This is a genomic window from Saccharopolyspora sp. NPDC049426 (assembly GCF_040676935.1).
Taxonomy (GTDB): domain Bacteria; phylum Actinomycetota; class Actinomycetes; order Mycobacteriales; family Pseudonocardiaceae; genus Saccharopolyspora.
Map to the genome: position 1 here is coordinate 177082 of NZ_JBFAPZ010000002.1, position 16992 is coordinate 194073.

Sequence of the window (16992 nt, forward strand, 5' to 3'; positions counted from 1 at the left end):
AACCGGAGGAAAACGGGCATGTACGGGGCGGAGCGCCAGCAGCTGCTGGCGCAGCAGGCACGACGCGACGGACGCATCGACGTCACCGTCGCGGCGGCCGAGTTCGAGGTGGCACCCGAAACGATCCGCCGCGACCTCGCCGCGCTGGAACGGCAGGGACTGCTGCGACGCGTCTACGGCGGGGCCATCGCCATCGACCGGCTCGACTTCGAACCCGAGGTCTCGCTGCGGGACCAGACCAACGCGGAGAAGAAGGAGCGCATCGCCAAGGCGGCCCTGGACCAGGTGCCCGCACGCGGAACCGTGCTGCTCGACGCCGGGACCACCACCGCCAGGCTCGCCGGGCTGCTGCCCACCGATCGCGAGCTGACCGTGGTGACCAACTCGCTGCCCGCGGCGAACCAGCTGGCCACCAGGAACGGTTTCAACGTGCACCTGCTCGGCGGTCGGGTGCGCGGCACGACCCTGGCCACCGTCGAATCCTGGGCCCTGGACGTGCTGCGGCTGCTGACGGTGGACGTCGGGTTCTTCGGCACCAACGGCTTCTCCGCGGCGCGGGGCTGCACCACGCCGGACCCCGCCGAGTCTGCGGTGAAGTCGGCGATGGTCGCCGCCAGCCGCAAGCGGGTGCTGCTGGCCGACCACAGCAAGTACGGCGACGACCAGTTCAGCCGCTTCGCCGAGCTCTCCGAGATCGACCTGGTCATCACCGACGATGGCCTGGACGTCGCCGCCGTCGACGAGCTCAAGGCCACCGAGGCGGAGGTGGTGCTGGCGTGATCGTGACCGTGACCCCCAACCCCAGCCTCGACCGCACCGTTCAGGTCGATCAGGTCGTGCCCGGCGCCGTGCACCGCGCGAAGCAGGTGCACTTGGACCCCGGCGGCAAGGGCGTGAACGTCGCCCGCGCGTTGGCCGCGGCAGGAGTGCCCACCCTGGCGGTGCTGCCCTCCGGCGGCGCCGAAGGGGCGCGGCTCGCCGAACTGCTCGCACCCGAAGCGGTCCCGGTGGTCGAGGTCCCGGTGCACGCGCCCACCCGCAGCAACATCGCGGTCGTGGAAGCCGACGGGACCACCAGCAAGTTCAACGAGCCCGGCCCGCGGCTCAGCGAGTCCGAGCTGGCTGCGCTGGAAACCTCGGTGATCGAGCTCGCCGGGCGGGCCGAATGGCTGGTGACCTGCGGAAGCCTGCCCGACGGATGCCCGCAGGACCTGCACGCCCGCATCGTCGGCTCGGCTCGGGCCGCGGGCACCCGGGTCGCCGTGGACGCCTCCGGGCTTCCCCTGGAACTGGCCTGCCAGGCGGCACCCGACCTGATCAAACCCAACCTCGCCGAACTCGCCGAACTGGCGGGTGACCCGCTGCGCGACCTAGGGGACGTGCTCGACGTCGCCCACCGGTTGCGGGCCGGTGGGGTGGGCACCGTGCTGGTCAGCCTCGGCGGGCTCGGCGCGGTGCTGGTGAGCGGAGCCGGCGCTTGGCACGCGACGAGCGACGCCGCCGAGGTGCGCAGCACCGTCGGAGCCGGAGACGCAATGCTCGCCGGATTCCTGCGCGCGAGCGCAACCGGGGCCGCGGCGCTGCGCAGCGCCGTCGCCTACGGCACGGCCGCGGTCGGGCTCGCGGGAAGCCGCATGCCCGGCCTGGACGACATCCACCCGCAGCGGGTGCGGGTGGGCACAGTGGACGCAACAGTGAGCCTCAGCGGAGTGGCCGCATGACTACCGAACTGATCACCCAGAACCTCGTCGAGCTGGAAGTGCCCGGCGCGGACCGGAAAGCCGTGGTCCGCGAACTGGCGCAACGCCTGGTCGAGGCCGGCCGGGTCACCGACCTGGACACCTTCCTGGCCGACATCGACGCCCGCGAGGCGCAGATGCCCACCGGGCTGGAAGGCGGCATCGGCATCCCGCACTGCCGCTCGGCGGCGGTGACCACGCCGTCGCTGGCCTTCGGCCGCAGCAGCGCCGGTGTCGACTTCGGGGCCGAGGACGGCCCCGCCAAGCTGATCTTCCTGATCGCCGCACCGGAGGGCGGCGGCGAGCAGCACATGACCGTGCTCGCCGCACTCGCCCGGCGACTGGTGCGCGCGGAGTTCAAGAAGACGCTGACCGAAGCCACCGATCCGGCGGAACTGGCCGCCTACATCCGCGAGGAGGTCTCGCCATGAAGTACGTGGCCATCACCGCCTGCCCGACCGGGATCGCGCACACCTACATGGCGGCCGAGGCGCTCGAACAGGCCGCCGCGGACGCAGGCGACGAGCTGAAGGTCGAGACCCAGGGCTCGGCCGGGTCGACCCCGCTGTCCGCAGAGGACATCCAGGCCGCCGACGCGGTGATCTTCGCCGTTGACGTCGGCGTGCAGGACCGGGAGCGCTTCGCGGGCAAACCCGTCATCGAGGTCCCCGTCAAGCAGGCCATCAACGACGCCTCCGCGCTGCTGGAACGAGCCGCGGACGCCGCCCGGCGGCACGTCGCCGAGCCGGGGCGACCTGCCGACACCGAACCCGCGCTGGACAGCAAGGTCACCGCGAGCGCCGGATTCGGCAGCCGGTTGCGGCAGTGGTTGATGACCGGCGTCAGCTACATGATCCCGTTCGTCGCCGCAGGCGGTCTGCTGATCGCGCTGAGCTTCGCGCTCGGCGGGTACCAGATCACCGACGCGCCACCGGTCACCGACCAGTTCGACCCGGCGAGCCTGATCTCCTGGGCGGCGCTGGCCAACCAGATCGGGTCCGCGGCCTTCGAGTTCCTGGTTCCGGTGCTGGCCGGGTTCATCGCCTTCGCCATCGCCGACCGGCCCGCCATCGCACCCGGATTCGTCGGCGGAGCGATCGCCGTGACCGTCGGCGCCGGATTCCTCGGCGGACTGGTCGCCGGACTTCTCGCCGGTGCCGTGATCGCCGGGCTCAAGGCGATCAAGGTCCCGCGCGGCCTCGCCGGGATCATGCCCGTCGTGGTGCTGCCGCTGGTGGGCACGCTGGTGGTCGGTGCGCTGATGTTCGTGGTCGTCGGCAAGCCGATCGCGCTGGCCATGACGGCGCTCACCGGCTGGCTCACCGGGCTCTCCGGGGCCAACGCGGCACTGCTGGGCGCACTGCTCGGCGCGATGATCGCCTTCGACATGGGCGGGCCGATCAACAAGGTCGCCTACACCTTCGCCGTCGGCGGTCTGAGCATCGGCGGCACGACGTCGCTGGAGATCATGGCCGCGGTGATGGCGGCCGGCATGGTTCCGCCGCTGGCGCTCGCGCTGGCCTCGGCCGTGCGCGGCCGTCTGTTCACCCCGGCGGAGCGGGCCAACGGGCGCACCGCGTGGCTGCTCGGCGCCTCGTTCATCACCGAAGGCGCGATCCCCTTCGCCGCGGCCGACCCGCTGCGGATCATCCCCTCCACCGTGATCGGCGCGGCCACCACGGGCGCGCTGTCGATGAGCTTCGGCGCCACGCTGCGCGCCCCGCACGGCGGCATCTTCGTGACGCCGCTGGTGGGCAACCCGCTGCCGTACCTCGCGGCGATCGTGGTCGGCGTCGTGGTCTCCGCCGCCGCGGTGCTGGTGGCCAAGCAGATCGGCCGACCGTCGGGCGAACCCGCTGCCGGGCCGACCACCGGTCAGGGCGCAGCAGTCGCCGCCTGAACCCGCGAAGAACACCTCACCGCAACCACTTCCGAGAGGAACCCCGCATGCAACGCCGCGTCCGCATCGCCGCCTCCGTCGGCCTGCACGCCCGCCCTGCCGCCCTGTTCGCCCAAACCGCTGCCGCCCAGACCGAATCCGTGCGGATCGCGAAGGTCGTCGACGGCGTGGCCGGTGAACCCGTTGACGCCGCCAGCGTCCTGGGCGTGATGGGCCTCGGCGCGCACCACGGCGAAGAGGTCGAGCTGACCTGCGCCGACCAGACCTCGCTCGACGAGCTCGCCGCGCTGCTGGAGCAGGACCTGGACAAGACCCCGGCCTGACCGGCTCATCGGTCCGCGGCTTTCGAAGGTCACCGGAAACTGGGAGCAAAGGAGCGCCAGTGCAGCCACGCCAGCACATCCGAACCGCATCGCCACGTCGCCGATTCCTCGCCGGTACCGGAGCCCTGCTGGGCTTGGGTGCGCTCGGAGGCCTGACCACGCCCGGCCGGGCCAGTGCCGAGGGGACTCCGCACTGGCGCCCGGCGGTGCGCTTCGCACCCGCCCGCAACTGGATCAACGATCCCAACGGCCTGGTGTTCTTCGAGGGCGAGTACCACCTGTTCTGCCAGCACAACCCGCACGGCGACCAGTGGGGCAACATGTCCTGGGCGCATGCGGTGAGCACCGATCTGGTGCGCTGGGAGGAGTTACCCGTCGCGCTGGAACCCGATGAGCTCGGCGCCGCCTACTCCGGCAGCGCCGTGGTCGACCACCACGACACCAGCGGGTTCTTCGGCGGACGGCCAGGTCTGGTGGCGATCTACACCAGCGCCGGTGAGAGCCAGCAGCAGAGCATCGCCTACAGCACCGATCGCGGCCGCACCTGGACCAAGCACGCCGACAACCCGGTGATCCCGAACCCCGGCATCGCGGACTTCCGCGATCCCAAGGTCTTCTGGCACGAGGGCACCGGCCGCTGGGTGCTGCTGGTCGCCGCGGGCGACCGCATCCAGATCTACGGGTCGGCGAACCTCCGGGACTGGGAGCAGCGCAGCGAGTTCGGCGTCGAACACGGCTCGCACGGCGGTGTGTGGGAGTGCCCCGACCTGTTCGAACTGCCCGTTGACGGCGATCCCGCCCGCACCAGGTGGGTCCTCGTCGTCAGCATCAACCCGGGCGGACCCGCCGGTGGATCGGCGACCCAGTACTTCACCGGCGATTTCGACGGCGCCCGGTTCACCGCGGACGGCTCGCCCGAGGAGGTTCGCTGGGTCGACCGGGGCGCGGACTTCTACGCCCCGCAGTCGTTCTCCGACGTGCCCGACGGCCGCCGGTTGTGGCTGGGCTGGACCAGCAACTGGGCCTACGCCGACAAGATCCCCACCGACCCGTGGCGGGGAACGATGAGCACGCCGCGCGAGCTGAGCCTCACCACCGGTGCCGGCGGTGAGGTGCTGCTCGTGCAGCAGCCCGTCGAGGAAATCGCGGGAGTGCGCGCGAACCGGCGGTTCTGGAGCGGTCCGCTCACCGAGAGCGGCGGCGCTGAGTTCCGGGGGAGCGCGGTCGACGTCGTCGCCCGGTTCCAGCTCGGCGCGGCGTCGACCGTGGGCCTGGACGTCTTCGCCGGGCCGGGCGGGCGGACCCGGGTCGGCTACGACGTCGCGGCCGGGGAGCTGTTCGTCGACCGGACCGGATCCGGGAGCGCGCAGGTCAGCGCCGAGTTCCCGGCCCGCCACAGCACACCGCTGGCCGTCGGCGGTGACGCCGTCGAGCTGCGGATCATCGCCGACCGCAGCTGCGTCGAGGTGTTCGCCGCCGGTGGCCGCGCCGTGCTGACCGACCTCGTGTTCCCCGACGAGGGAAGCGACCGGATCTCGGCCTTCGCCGACGGTGCCGGAGCGCAGGTCGAGCTGGAGGTCTTCGATCTCGCCCCGTGACGGCCGCCGGGGGAACCGCCGGGCACGGCTCGGCGGTTCCCCGCGGGCGCGGCACGCCTGGACCGTGCGGTCGGTGCCGTCTTGCTGCGGGATTAGGCTTGGACCATGGCCACTGTCTCGCTGAAGCAGGATCCCGCCGTGCTCGCGGCTCGCCTGACCCGTGCCGCGCAGACCGCAGCAGCGTCCGACCTGGACGCGCTGCTGATCACGCCCGGATCCGACCTGCAGTACCTGCTGGGTGCAGGGGGAGAGTCGCACGAGCGGCTGACCTGCCTGGTGCTGCCGGCCCAGGGCTCACCCGCCCTGGTGGTGCCCAAGCTCGAAGCGCCCGGATACGCCGACGTCCCGCTGGACGACCTCGGCATCGAGGTCGTGACCTGGGTCGACGGGCAGGACTCGCACGGCATGGTGGCCGACCTGTTGGGCACGCCCTCGCGGGTCGCGCTGGCCGACGGGATGCCCGCGCTGCACACCCTCCCGCTGCGCGCCAAGCTGCCCGGCGCCGAGCAGGTGCTGGCCTCCCCGGTGCTGCGCGAGCTGCGGATGCGCAAGGACGCCGCCGAACTTCAGGCGCTGCGCGACGCCGGCGCGGCGATCGACCGCGTGCACGCGCGGATGGCCGAGTTCCTCAAGCCCGGCCGAACCGAAGCCGAGGTCGGCGCCGACATCGGCGAGGCCATCCTCGCCGAGGGCCACACCGAGGCCGCCTTCATCATCGTCGGTTCCGCCGCCAACGGCGCCAGCCCGCACCACTCGGTGTCGGACCGGGTCATCGAGCGCGGCGACGTGGTCGTCATCGACATCGGCGGGCCGATCGCCAGCGGCTACAACTCCGACTGCACCCGCACCTACTCCATCGGCGAGCCGACGCAACCGGGCGTGCGCGAGACCTACGCGGTGCTGCAGGCCGCGCAGCGGGCCGCCGTCGAAGCCGTCCGTCCCGGCGTCACCGCCGAGTCCATCGACGCCGCCGCCCGCGAGCCGATCGCCGCGGCCGGGTTCGGTGAGAACTTCGTGCACCGCACCGGTCACGGCATCGGGCTCGACGTGCACGAGGAGCCCTACATCGTCGGCGGCAACCAGCTGGTCCTCGAAGCGGGAATGGCATTCAGCGTCGAACCCGGCATCTACCAGCAGGGCCACTGGGGCGCGCGGATCGAGGACATCGTGATCGTCACCGACGACGGCGTGGAGAGCGTGAACAACCAGCCGCACGAGCTGGTGGTGCTGCCGGCGTGAGCGAGAGGACAACCGGCCCGGGCGCTCTGGAAGCCACCGACCGGGCGATTCTGCGAGAGCTCGCGCGCGACGGCAGGTGCAGCTTCACCGAACTGGCCGAGCGCGTCGGGCTGAGCGTCTCGGCCGTGCACCAGCGCGTCCGGCGCTTGGAGCAGCGCGGCGCGCTGCAGGGCTACACGGCCAAAGTGGACGGTGAGCAGATCGGTCTGCCGCTGACCGCGTTCATCTCGCTGACGCCGATCGATCCGGCCGCGCCGGACGACTACCCGCAGCGGCTGCAGCACCTGCCGGAGATCGAGTCCTGCTACTCGGTCGCCGGCGACGAGTCCTACATCCTCCAGGTCCGGGTGGCCTCGCCGCTGGGGCTGGAGGAACTGCTGCGCCAGATCCGCGAAGCCGCCAAGGTCTCCACGCGCACCACGGTCGTGCTGTCGACGCCGTTTGAGAACCGGCCGCCCGCGATCTGAGCCGTCAGCGGTGGGCGTCGGACAGCGGGACGGCGTTGAGGTTTCCGCGTTCGTCCGGCAGGCAGGTGGCGCCGGGCTCGGTGGTGGCCATGAACTGGCCGAGGCAGCGGGCCAGCTGGGCGTGACCGGTCGCGTTGGCGTGGAAGGACTCCTGCATCGCGTGCGGTGCGCGCTGCTCGTCCTTCAGCGCCTCCCAGTCGACCGTGAGCCGGGTGAACCACTCGCCGTTCGCGGCCTTCGGATCACCGGTGCACGCCTCGTGGCCCGCGCCGGCGCGGGAGAGGTCCAGGAACCGGGCGTTCGCCTCGCGAGCCACCTCGGCCAGCCCGGCGGAGAGCTGCGGCACACCGACGTCCCGGATCCACGCGAGGTCGCTGGTCTGGAACGGGCAGCCGGACAGGCCCTGCAGCTCCGGCCGCACCTCCGGCGCGACCGGCGAGGCGTAGGACTGCAGGATCAGCTGGTAGCTGCCGGGCGTGTAGCCGGCGCGGTCCATCGCCGCGCGGATGTCGCCCACCACCGCCAGCGCCTTCGGCTGCATCAGGTCGATGCGCTTCTCCCACAGGCCGTCGTCCAGCCGAGTCGAGCACCCCTCCGGGGCACGGCGCGCCCACGCCTCCACGCACTGGTTGACGACCTCGGAGAAGCCCGGATCGTCGTTCGCGCCGATCTGCACCACCACGTCGGTGATGCGGTAGCGCTGCGCCAACTCCGCCAGGTGCGCCGTCTGCGACTTCTCCACGCCCACGTACTCGGGCTCGGCCCGCAGCGATTCGGTGCGGGCGCCCGAGCAGGCCAGGTTGATCCGCGTCACGTCCGGTGGCAGTCGCAGCTGGTTCACCGGAGCGGCGGTGGAGCGGTGGCACCAGTTGTCGTCCTCGCCGTTGGTGCCCGCGACGTAGTTGCCGCCGCCCTCCCCGGACAGCGTTGAGTCACCGACCGTCACCACGGCGGCCGGTAGTTGCTTGGGCTGCATCGGCAGACCCGGGAGGTACTGATCGCTGATCAACACCACGAGTGCCACCAGGCAGCCCGCGAGCAGGAGGATGAGCGATTTCGACTTGTGCGCCCGCATCACCAGGCAGTCTACGAAGTTGTCGACGACGGCTGATCAGCACCGCCGTGTTGAGCGCCGGTTCCCACGCTCGTGTCGCACGTCATGCGCGGCGGCGGCCTTCGAACAGGGAGGGCGACGGGGTTCGCGAGCCCCCGGAGCCGCAGCCTGTGGCCCATTACACGGTGTTGCGACGGTCGCCATCGGAGCTACCGCGCAGGATCCGAGGTTCGCCCGAAATGTTCCGATGCGGGATGGGAGAATTTTCAGCCCCCCGTTCGTTGGGCGGGGGAGAAGGCTTTACCACTGGAGGTCCTGGGTGCCCATCCTCGTGCTGCTCCTCGTCGCCGGAGTCGCCGAACTCGCCGTGCTGGTCGCGTTGGGTCAGGCGATCGGGCTGCTGCCCACCATCGGCCTGCTGGTGCTGGCCGCGGTCCTGGGCAGCTGGTTGCTGCGCAGGGAAGGGCGCCGCACCCTGGGCGAGGTCCGCGAGGCGGCCCGGATGCGCAGGCCCGCCGACCGCGAGATCTCCGACGGCATGCTCATCGCCGCCGGTGGGCTGCTGATCGTGCTGCCCGGATTCCTCAGCGACGTCGCGGGTCTCCTGCTGCTCCTGCCGCCGACCAGGGCGCTGGTGCGCAAGCGCATGATGCGCGCGGCCGAGAAGCGGGCCAAGCAGATGCAGGACCAGGTGTGGCTGCACCAGCAGCGGTTCAACCGCTCCGGTGGCCGTCCGGGCGACTTCATCGACGGCGAGGTCATCGACGAGGACGACGGTTCCGCGTCTTCCGGGCCCGCCGCGGGCACGCCGATCATCCTGCCGCCGCAGTCGGCGCGCGCGGAACGCCTCGACGAGCCCCCGCAGCGCTGACGCGCTGTGCGAGCGCCGATCGGCCGCGGTGAGCCTGAGCTTCGCGTTCGCGCTAAGCGCGACAGGTTCAAGGCCGGGTGTTTAGTGCGGGTAAGCTCGTCAGAACGATCGTTGCCGGGGCGGATCGGGGGCTGAGTTCGATCACGGGATCGGGTGCCTTTGAGCCGCCCGGACGAGAGCGAACTGCGCAGTTGAGCCCCCGGAACGCGGAAAGCACGAAGGACATGCCCGAGACCACGTTGTTGCTCGGCGGCCGAATCCACTCGCCCGCCGACGCCGCCGCCACCGCGATGGCCGTCACCGATGGCGTCATCTCGTGGCTCGGCGCCGACGAGGTCGGCCGTGCGCTGCACTCCGATGCCGAGGTCATCGACCTCGAAGGCGCGTTCGTCGCGCCCGCCTTCGTCGACGCCCACGTGCACGCCACCTCCACCGGACTGCTGCTGCGCGGGCTGGACCTGACCGGTTGTGCCTCGCTGACCGAGTTCCTGCACGCGTTGCGCGACCACGTGGCCGAATACCCGGGCGCGCTGGTGTGGGGCCACGGGTGGGACGAGACCTGGTGGCCCGAGCGCCGACCTCCGACACGCGAGGAGATCGACACCGCTTCCGGTGGTGCCCCGGTGTACCTCTCCCGCATCGACGTGCATTCCGCGTTGGTGTCCAACGCGCTGGTCAACCTCGCGCCGCTGGCGCGCAGTGCCGAGGGCTGGAGCGACGAAGGGCCGCTGACCCGCGTCGCCCACCACCACGTGCGTCGCGCCGCCCGTGACGCGCTCGGTTCGGGGCAGCGCAAGGAAGCGCAGTTGGCGTTCCTGCAGCAGGCCGCCGCCCGAGGTGTCGCCTGCGTCCACGAATGCGCGGGACCGGACATCTCCGGGGCGGACGATCTGGTCGAACTGCTGGCGCTGTCCGAGCAGGGCGGTGTGCCGGAGGTCGTCGGGTACTGGGGCGAGCTCGGTGCCGTCGAACGCGCTCGCGGCCTCGGTGCTCGGGGCCTGGCCGGTGACCTGTTCGTCGACGGCGCCGTCGGTTCTCGCACCGCCGCGCTGCGCGAGGCCTACACCGACGACCCGAGCACCGCCGGTGTGCTCTACCTCGATGCCGATGCGGTCGCCGAGCACCTGGTGACCTGCACGCGGGCCGGCCTGCAGGCCGGGTTCCACGTCATCGGTGACGCCGGGGTCGCCGAGGTGTGCGCCGGGTTCCGCAAGGCCGCCGAGATCGTCGGCGTGCCCGCGCTGGCGAGCATGCGGCACCGGCTGGAGCACCTGGAGATGATCGACGAGGGCCAGGCCGCCGAGCTCGGTTCGTTCGGCGTCGTCGCGTCGGTGCAGCCCGGTTTCGACGCCTCCTGGGGCGGCACCGGCGACATGTACGCCCGCAGGCTCGGGCTTCCCCGGGGCGCTCAGCTGAACCCGTTCTCCCAGCTGGCCGCCAACGGCGTGCTGCTGGCGCTGGGCTCGGACGCACCGGTGACCCCGGTGGACCCGTGGCGTTCGGTGCAGGCCGCGGTCAACCACCGCACCGATGGTTTCGGCATCTCGCCGCGCGCCGCGTTCACCGCCCACACGCGGGGCGGCTGGCGCGCCGCCGGTGTGGACGACGGCGTGACCGGCACGCTGGTGCCCGGTGCGCCCGCCACCTACGCGGTGTGGGACGCCGGTGAGCTCGTGGTGGCAGGGACCGATTCACGCGTCCAGCGCTGGTCGACCGATCCGCGTTCCGGTGTGCCGCCGCTGCCGGACCTCTCGCCGCAGGCGACGATGCCGCGCTGCCTGCGCACGGTGCTGCGAGGTAAGACGATCTTCAAGCACAACCCCGAAGACGACGAACTCGTCTGAGACCGGCGCGTTGATGGAGTTCCCCGATCTCCCGGTCCGCCCGGTCCTGGGTGAGGTCACCTCCGCGCTGACCGGGCACGGCACCGCCGTTCTCGTCGCACCGCCCGGAACCGGCAAGACCACGCTCGTGCCGTTGGCGCTGGCCGAGGCCGGGCTGCGGGTCGTCGTCGCCGAACCGCGCAGGCTCGCCACTCGCGCCGCGGCCGGGAGGATGGCCGAACTCCTGGGCGAGCAGGTGGGCCGACGCGTCGGCTACTCGGTGCGCGGTGACAGGCGGCGCGGCAAGGACACGGTCGTCGAGGTGGTGACCTCGGGACTGCTTGTGCGTCGCCTGCAGGCCGACCCGGAGCTGTCCGGGGTGGACGTGGTGGTGCTCGACGAGTGCCACGAACGCCACCTGGACGCGGACCTGCTGCTCGCGCTGCTGCTGGACGCCCGCGAAGGGCTGCGTCCGGATCTGAAGGTGCTGGCCACCTCGGCGACCGTGGCCGCCGAGCGCGTGGCCGACCTGCTCGACGGTGCACCGGTGCTGCACGCCCGTGCCCGCACGCACCCGGTTGAGGTGACGTACCTGCCGCCGCGGCGCGGGGAGCGGACCGAGTCGGTGGTGTCCCGCGCGACCCGCACGGCTCTGTCCGAACAGGACGGTGACGTGCTCGTTTTCCTGCCGGGTGCCGGGGAGATCCGCCGCGTCGCCGACCAGCTCGCCGACCTGTCCGATGTGGACTTGATGCCGCTGCACGGCCGGTTGGCGCACGCCCAGCAGGACAGCGCACTGCGGCGGGGAGAGCGGCGACGAGTCGTGCTGGCCACCGCGGTGGCCGAATCCAGCCTGACCGTGCCGGGAGTGCGCGCCGTGGTCGATTCCGGGCTCGCCCGGGTCTCCCGGATGGACACCCGGCGCGGCTTGTCCGGCCTGGCGACCGTGCGCGTGTCAGCCGCTGTCGCCGAGCAGCGCGCGGGTCGGGCCGGCAGGCAGGGCCCCGGCCTGGTGTACCGCTGCTGGCCGGAGCACGAGCACTCGACGCTTCCCGCCTATCCCGAACCGGAGATCCGCACCGCCGAGCTCACCCGACTGGCGCTGGAACTGGCCTGCTGGGGCACTCCCGACGGCTCGGCGCTGGCGTGGTGGGACACGCCCCCGAGCGGGGCCCTGGCCGCCGGTCGTGAGGTGCTGCGGGGGCTCGGGGCGCTCGACGAGACCGGAACCGTCACCGAACGGGGCCGGAAGATGGCCGGGTTCGGCCTGCACCCGCGGCTGGCCCGAGCGCTGCTCGACGGCGCCGACAGCGCGGGCGGCGAACTCGCGGCGGAAGTCGTCGCGCTGCTCGACAACGACAGCCTGACCGGCGAGACCGACGTGGCCGGCGCGCTGTCGACGCTGCGCGGCGGTGGGCCCGGCGCGAAGCGGTGGCGCGAGGAGGCCCGCAGGCTCGCGTCCCAAGTGCCCGGCACACCTCGTCGTGGTGGGGACGAGGCGTTGGTGGTGGCGCTGGCCCAGCCGGAGCGGTTGGCGCGGCGTCGCGGGGAGGACTCGGCCACCTACCTGATGGCCTCGGGCACGGCCGTCGAACTACCGGCGGGCTCCGGGCTGCGCGGATCGGAATGGCTCGCGGTGGCCGTCGCCGACCGCTCGCCCGGGCGTTCCGCCGGGGTCATCCGGCTCGCCGCGAGCGCGGACGAGGAACTCGCCCGCCGCGCCGCGCCGGCACTGCTCACCAGCGACGACGAGATCGCATGGGTGGACGGGGACGTGCGCGCGGTCCGCGTGGACCGGCTCGGCGCGATCGCGTTGGCCACCCGCCCGCTGCGCGACCCCGATCCGGCGCGGGTCCGCGAAGCGCTGCTCGACGGGCTGCGAGCGGAATCCCTCGGTCTCCTCCGCTGGAGCGACGACGCCCACCGGTTGCGGCAGCGCCTGGCCTTCCTGCACGGGGCTCTCGGCGAGCCCTGGCCGGCCACCGACGACGAATCCCTGCTCGCCGTGGCCGACCAGTGGCTGGAGCCGGAGCTGTCCCAGGCGCGCCGACGTGCGGACCTGCGGCTTCCCGCAGCGGAGGCGCTGCGGCGGCTGATCCCGTGGTCGCAGGCCGGCCGCTTGGACGAGTTGGCTCCCGACCGCATCGAAGTGCCCACCGGATCGCACATCCGGGTCGACTACAGCGCCGAGCAACCCGCTCTGCCCGTCAAGCTGCAGGAGGTCTTCGGCTGGCGGCAGGCGCCGCGCATCGCCGACGGGGCGGTTCCGGTGGTGCTGCACCTGCTGTCGCCCGCTGGACGCCCGGCCGCGGTCACCGGCGACCTCGAGTCGTTCTGGCAGAACGGTTATCCGCAGGTGCGGGCAGAGCTTCGCGGCCGCTACCCGAAGCACCCGTGGCCCGAAGATCCGACCGACGCGACACCGACGCGCGGCACGAACCGCCGCCGATGAGCTCGTCCGGGAGCTTCCGAGGGGCGAAAACCGTGCTTTGACCGGGCTCGAACGCCGACCTATGTTGGCTCCGCCAGGCCGTTCTCCCCGGGTGACGCTCGGGCGGGACCCGAGGCCGGAACCGCTGCGGAGGGGACGACGTGAGCGAGCACGAAGGCATCGGCAGCTGGATCACCCGTCGCGCCCGGATGACACCGGGCCGCACCGCCGTGGTGTTCGGCGAGCGGTCCCTGACCTACGCGGAGCTGGCTGACCGGGTCGCCCGGGTGGCGGACCGGTTGCGCGCCGCCGGGGTGCGTCCCGGGAGCCGGGTCGCCTACCTCGGCACCAACCACCCCTCGTTCGTCGAGACGATGTTCGCGACCCACCAGCTCGGCGCGATCTTCGTGCCCCTGAACTTCCGGCTCGCACCACCCGAGATCGCCTACATGCTCGACGATTCCGGAGCCGAGGTGCTGGTCTACGGCCCCGGATCGCGCGAGGTCGTGCGGTCGATCGCCGACCCGCCGGGCGTGGTCGTCGCGCTGGAGGATCCCGAGCGCGGAGAGCTCGATTACGAGACGTGGCTGAGCGAGGGCGACACCGCGCCCGCGGACGTGCCGGTCAGCGGCGATGCGGTCGCGCTGATCCTCTACACCTCCGGCACCACCGGGCAGCCCAAGGGTGCCATGCTCAGCCACGCCAACCTGGTGTGGAACGCCTACAACCTGCTGGTGTGCGTGGACATCACCAGCGAGGAGCGAACCCTGGTCAGCGCTCCGCTGTTCCACGTGGCCGCGCTGGACCAGTGCCTGCTGCCGACGCTGCTCAAGGGCGGGTGCGCGGTGATCACGCCGGGTTGGGACGTGGACCGGGCCTTCGACCTGATCGAGCGGAGGCGGATCACCCTGCTGTTCGGCGTGACCACCATGTTCGCCGGGATGGCCGGGTCTCCCCGGTGGGCGGAGGCGGACCTGTCGTCGGTGCGGACGGTGATGACCGGTGGCGCGGCCGTGCCGGATGCGCTCATCCGCACCTTCCAGGAACGCGGCCTGGTGTTCTGCCAGGGCTACGGGATGACCGAAACAGCCCCGGGCGCAACCTTTCTGGAGGCGAGCGAGAGCACGCGCAAGGTCGGGTCGGCAGGCGTGCCGACCATGTTCACCAGCGTCCGGGTCGTGCGCGACGACGGCAGCGACACGGCACCCGGTGAACCGGGCGAGGTGCTGATCAAGGGGCCCAACGTGAGTCCGGGTTACTGGCGCAAGCCCGAGGCCACCGCGGCATCGCGCACCGATGACGGGTGGTTCCGCTCCGGGGACGTGGCGAAGCTGGACGAAGAAGGCCACCTCTACGTCGTGGACAGGGTCAAGGACATGTTCATCTCCGGTGGCGAGAACGTGTATCCCGCCGAGGTGGAGAACGCGATCTTCGCCCATCCCTCGGTGATCGAGGTGGCGGTGATCGGAGTGCCCGACCCCACGTGGGGCGAGGTCGGGTGCGCGTACGTGGTGTGCGAATCGGGTGGTGAGCCGACGTTGGACGAACTGCGGGAGTTCCTGGCCACGCGGCTGGCGAAGTACAAGATCCCGCGCGAACTCCGCGTCGTGGACGGATTGCCGAAGACGGGTTCTGGGAAGGTGAAGAAGACACGGCTGCGCTCCTCTCGTTGAGCGGTGTGCGATGAGCGGTGGGACGGTCGTCCTCGCTCGACCCCGGAGCGGTCCGGGCGTTGGTTTCCCACTGTGAAGTTCTCAAGGAACAAGTTCATTTCGAACTGGTGTACCCATTGTGCCGTGCGGTCGAACGAAAAAGCGACCGAAAATCGACGCACGATCGGGCGAGTTCGATCGTCACTCCGCGAAACCACTTGAAATGCAGCACCATTGAGTGGCCACGATGGACGAATCCACAGGTCGCCAGGGTGTTTCGGGGCCGGGTCGCCGGACGTGGACAGTCACCTGATATTCCGAACCGGAGCGGGCCGTAGATCGTTAGCATGAGATTCGAAGGATCGGTTCAGCGATCCGTGCGCGCTGATCGGACCGCTCACCCGAGGCCGGGTTCCGGCAGTCGATGAACGTGCTGCCGCTCGCCTTCGGCGCCGTTCCGGCCTACGTCGCCGGAGCCGTGGGCGCCGGTCTCGTCGACGACATCGAGGGGCGCACCCACGGGCACCTCGACTGCGGGGCCGTGGCCGCCAAGCACCTGCTCGGGGTGCTGGCCGACGTGGGCCGCGCCGACCTCGCGGTGACCGTGGCGACCCGGCCCGACCGCCCCGACTGGGGGATCTGGCACCGGCTGGGAATGGAAACCCTGATGGAGGCGTGGGACGACACCGCTCGCTCGCACAACCACCACTTCCTCGGCGCGGCCTCTGCCTGGATCCAGCAGCGCGTCGGCGGGTTGCGCTCCACCAGCCCAGGCTGACCTTCGACATCGCCCCGGTGCAGGACGAACGCGTCACCTGGGCCGACGTCCGCCACGTCACCCCGCAGGGCACGCCGGGGTGGCCTGGCGGCGGCGTGATGACAGCTGGGAGTTCGAGGTGGAGGTTCCGGAGGGCAGCGTCGCCACGCTGCGGCTGCCGGGACAGCCGCCCGCCCGGCTGACGGCCGGGCGTCACGGGCTCACCCGGCCGGCCACGCCCGAGGCGGGTCGGTAGGCGGGCAGATGTGGGCGGGCACGCCCGCGACGTCGGTTCGCGGGGACCTGCGGAAGATCGCCCGCAGCAGCGAGACCAGGGAATACCGGGTCAGGTCCCGGGTCCTGCTCGCCACCCACGGCACTCCCTTGATCAGCAGCCACCGGACGTGGTCCAGGCGCGTCACCGGCACACCGCCCGAGCAGGTCAGCGACACCTCCGCGGGCACGGGCACGCCCTGCTCGGCCAGGCCCGCCGCGAAGGCCGCCGCCAGCATCCGGTGCCCCAGTTCGGAGGGGTGCAGCCGGTCCACGCTCCACGCGGTGGGGTGGTAGGCGCCGGGCAACCGGTCCAGGTCCACGATCGCCGCTCCGTGGGCTTCGGCCACCGAGGTGAGGATGCGGTTGAGGGCGTCGATGCGCCGGTTCAGCAACCGCCGCAGCGGCCCCGGCAGCCGGAACACCCTGGCGTGATCGTGGTACCGGATGGTCACCACCGCCGCGCCCGCTGCGACCAGCGAGCACATCACGTGGTTGAGCTGCTGCCACAGCAGCTGGGCGTTGAAATCCGAGCGCATCGTGTCGTTCATGCCGATCATCACGATCGCCGCGTCGGGTGCCGCGCGCAGCGCGTCGGGCAGCTGGGTGTGCCAGACCTCGGCGACGCGGGCACCGCTGGTGGCCAGGTTGGTGAAGCGGGTGGCCTCGACCGCGTCGGCGAGCAGCGGCGCGAAACCCCGCCACCGGCCGCCCGGAACCGGGTCTCCCATGCCCGCGGCGACGGAGTCGCCGAGGACCGCGAGGCTGCGTACTCGTCGCGAGCCGGGGAGCCCGGTGGTCATCGCGTTGTGCACCTGATCATCGTGAGCCCGGCGGTTCCTCGCGGGGTAAGGCGAGGGTGAAG

16 protein-coding genes are annotated in these 16992 nt (G+C 71.8%); 14 read left to right on the top strand and 2 right to left on the bottom strand.

Annotated features, from left to right (window positions below; genetic code table 11):
* The first annotated feature begins 18 nt into the window (after positions 1–18).
* The 8 genes from AB0J78_RS03960 to AB0J78_RS03995 all read left to right on the top strand — a co-directional run bounded on the left by AB0J78_RS03960 (position 19) and on the right by AB0J78_RS03995 (position 7266).
* Positions 19–780, top strand: a complete 762-nt coding sequence (locus AB0J78_RS03960) for a DeoR/GlpR family DNA-binding transcription regulator (RefSeq protein ID WP_363786696.1) — start codon at positions 19–21, stop codon at positions 778–780.
* The gene (gene pfkB / locus AB0J78_RS03965) at positions 777–1721 is read left to right on the top strand and encodes a 1-phosphofructokinase (protein ID WP_363786698.1); all 945 of its coding nucleotides are present in this window, start codon (positions 777–779) and stop codon (positions 1719–1721) included. Before AB0J78_RS03960 ends, pfkB begins: the two co-directional genes overlap by 4 nt.
* Positions 1718–2170 (top strand): fructose PTS transporter subunit IIA, encoded by a 453-nt coding sequence (locus AB0J78_RS03970; protein WP_363786700.1) that lies wholly within the window; start codon positions 1718–1720, stop codon positions 2168–2170. Before pfkB ends, AB0J78_RS03970 begins: the two co-directional genes overlap by 4 nt.
* On the top strand, positions 2167–3639 hold the full coding sequence (locus AB0J78_RS03975) for a fructose-specific PTS transporter subunit EIIC (protein ID WP_363786702.1): 1473 nt from the start codon (positions 2167–2169) through the stop codon (positions 3637–3639). The genes AB0J78_RS03970 and AB0J78_RS03975 overlap by 4 nt, the downstream gene beginning before the upstream one ends.
* Positions 3640–3686: 47 nt before the next feature.
* The gene (locus AB0J78_RS03980; protein ID WP_363786704.1) at positions 3687–3962 is read left to right on the top strand and encodes an HPr family phosphocarrier protein; all 276 of its coding nucleotides are present in this window, start codon (positions 3687–3689) and stop codon (positions 3960–3962) included.
* 59 nt (positions 3963–4021) lie between these two features.
* Positions 4022–5560: a glycoside hydrolase family 32 protein gene (locus tag AB0J78_RS03985; RefSeq protein ID WP_363786706.1), complete on the top strand. Its 1539-nt coding sequence runs from the start codon at positions 4022–4024 to the stop codon at positions 5558–5560.
* A 105-nt stretch (positions 5561–5665) separates the two neighbouring features.
* Positions 5666–6799: a Xaa-Pro peptidase family protein gene (locus tag AB0J78_RS03990; protein ID WP_363786707.1), complete on the top strand. Its 1134-nt coding sequence runs from the start codon at positions 5666–5668 to the stop codon at positions 6797–6799.
* Between the two features lie 26 nt (positions 6800–6825).
* Positions 6826–7266, top strand: a complete 441-nt coding sequence (locus AB0J78_RS03995; protein ID WP_093418192.1) for an Lrp/AsnC family transcriptional regulator — start codon at positions 6826–6828, stop codon at positions 7264–7266.
* Between the two features lie 4 nt (positions 7267–7270).
* Here AB0J78_RS03995 and AB0J78_RS04000 read toward each other — a convergent pair whose 3' ends face one another.
* Complete coding sequence (locus AB0J78_RS04000; protein ID WP_363786709.1) at positions 7271–8341, bottom strand: GDSL-type esterase/lipase family protein; 1071 nt, start codon at positions 8339–8341, stop codon at positions 7271–7273.
* Positions 8342–8639: 298 nt separating this feature from the next.
* Between AB0J78_RS04000 and AB0J78_RS04005 the strand changes: the two genes are divergently transcribed.
* The 6 genes from AB0J78_RS04005 to AB0J78_RS04030 all read left to right on the top strand — a co-directional run bounded on the left by AB0J78_RS04005 (position 8640) and on the right by AB0J78_RS04030 (position 16110).
* Positions 8640–9191, top strand: a complete 552-nt coding sequence (locus AB0J78_RS04005; RefSeq protein WP_363786711.1) for an FxsA family protein — start codon at positions 8640–8642, stop codon at positions 9189–9191.
* 224 nt (positions 9192–9415) lie between these two features.
* Complete coding sequence (locus AB0J78_RS04010; RefSeq protein WP_363786713.1) at positions 9416–11035, top strand: amidohydrolase; 1620 nt, start codon at positions 9416–9418, stop codon at positions 11033–11035.
* Between the two features lie 13 nt (positions 11036–11048).
* Positions 11049–13466, top strand: coding sequence for an ATP-dependent helicase HrpB (hrpB, locus tag AB0J78_RS04015; protein ID WP_363786715.1), 2418 nt, complete (start codon positions 11049–11051; stop codon positions 13464–13466).
* A gap of 140 nt (positions 13467–13606) precedes the next feature.
* The gene (locus AB0J78_RS04020; protein ID WP_363786717.1) at positions 13607–15118 is read left to right on the top strand and encodes a long-chain fatty acid--CoA ligase; all 1512 of its coding nucleotides are present in this window, start codon (positions 13607–13609) and stop codon (positions 15116–15118) included.
* Positions 15119–15521: 403 nt separating this feature from the next.
* A complete protein-coding gene (locus tag AB0J78_RS04025; protein ID WP_363786719.1) occupies positions 15522–15875 on the top strand; it encodes a hypothetical protein in 354 nt (117 codons plus the stop codon).
* Between the two features lie 37 nt (positions 15876–15912).
* A complete protein-coding gene (locus AB0J78_RS04030; protein ID WP_363787536.1) occupies positions 15913–16110 on the top strand; it encodes an alpha-L-rhamnosidase C-terminal domain-containing protein in 198 nt (65 codons plus the stop codon).
* On the opposite strand, the gene AB0J78_RS04035 is transcribed toward AB0J78_RS04030, so the two are convergent.
* Positions 16076–16942 (bottom strand): SGNH/GDSL hydrolase family protein, encoded by an 867-nt coding sequence (locus AB0J78_RS04035; RefSeq protein ID WP_363786721.1) that lies wholly within the window; start codon positions 16940–16942, stop codon positions 16076–16078. The genes AB0J78_RS04030 and AB0J78_RS04035 overlap by 35 nt on opposite strands.
* Between the last annotated feature and the right edge of the window lie 50 nt (positions 16943–16992).

Bases quoted from the DNA above. Each gene is read 5' to 3' on its own strand.
- AB0J78_RS03960 (WP_363786696.1), top strand. From the start codon at position 19: ATGTACGGGGCGGAGCGCCAGCAGCTGCTGGCGCAGCAGGCACGACGC.
- AB0J78_RS03970 (WP_363786700.1), top strand. From the start codon at position 1,718: ATGACTACCGAACTGATCACCCAGAACCTCGTCGAGCTGGAAGTGCCC.
- AB0J78_RS03975 (WP_363786702.1), top strand. From the start codon at position 2,167: ATGAAGTACGTGGCCATCACCGCCTGCCCGACCGGGATCGCGCACACC.
- AB0J78_RS03980 (WP_363786704.1), top strand. From the start codon at position 3,687: ATGCAACGCCGCGTCCGCATCGCCGCCTCCGTCGGCCTGCACGCCCGC.
- AB0J78_RS03990 (WP_363786707.1), top strand. From the start codon at position 5,666: ATGGCCACTGTCTCGCTGAAGCAGGATCCCGCCGTGCTCGCGGCTCGC.
- AB0J78_RS04000 (WP_363786709.1), bottom strand. From the start codon at position 8,341: ATGCGGGCGCACAAGTCGAAATCGCTCATCCTCCTGCTCGCGGGCTGC.
- AB0J78_RS04010 (WP_363786713.1), top strand. From the start codon at position 9,416: ATGCCCGAGACCACGTTGTTGCTCGGCGGCCGAATCCACTCGCCCGCC.
- hrpB (WP_363786715.1), top strand. From the start codon at position 11,049: ATGGAGTTCCCCGATCTCCCGGTCCGCCCGGTCCTGGGTGAGGTCACC.
- AB0J78_RS04025 (WP_363786719.1), top strand. From the start codon at position 15,522: ATGAACGTGCTGCCGCTCGCCTTCGGCGCCGTTCCGGCCTACGTCGCC.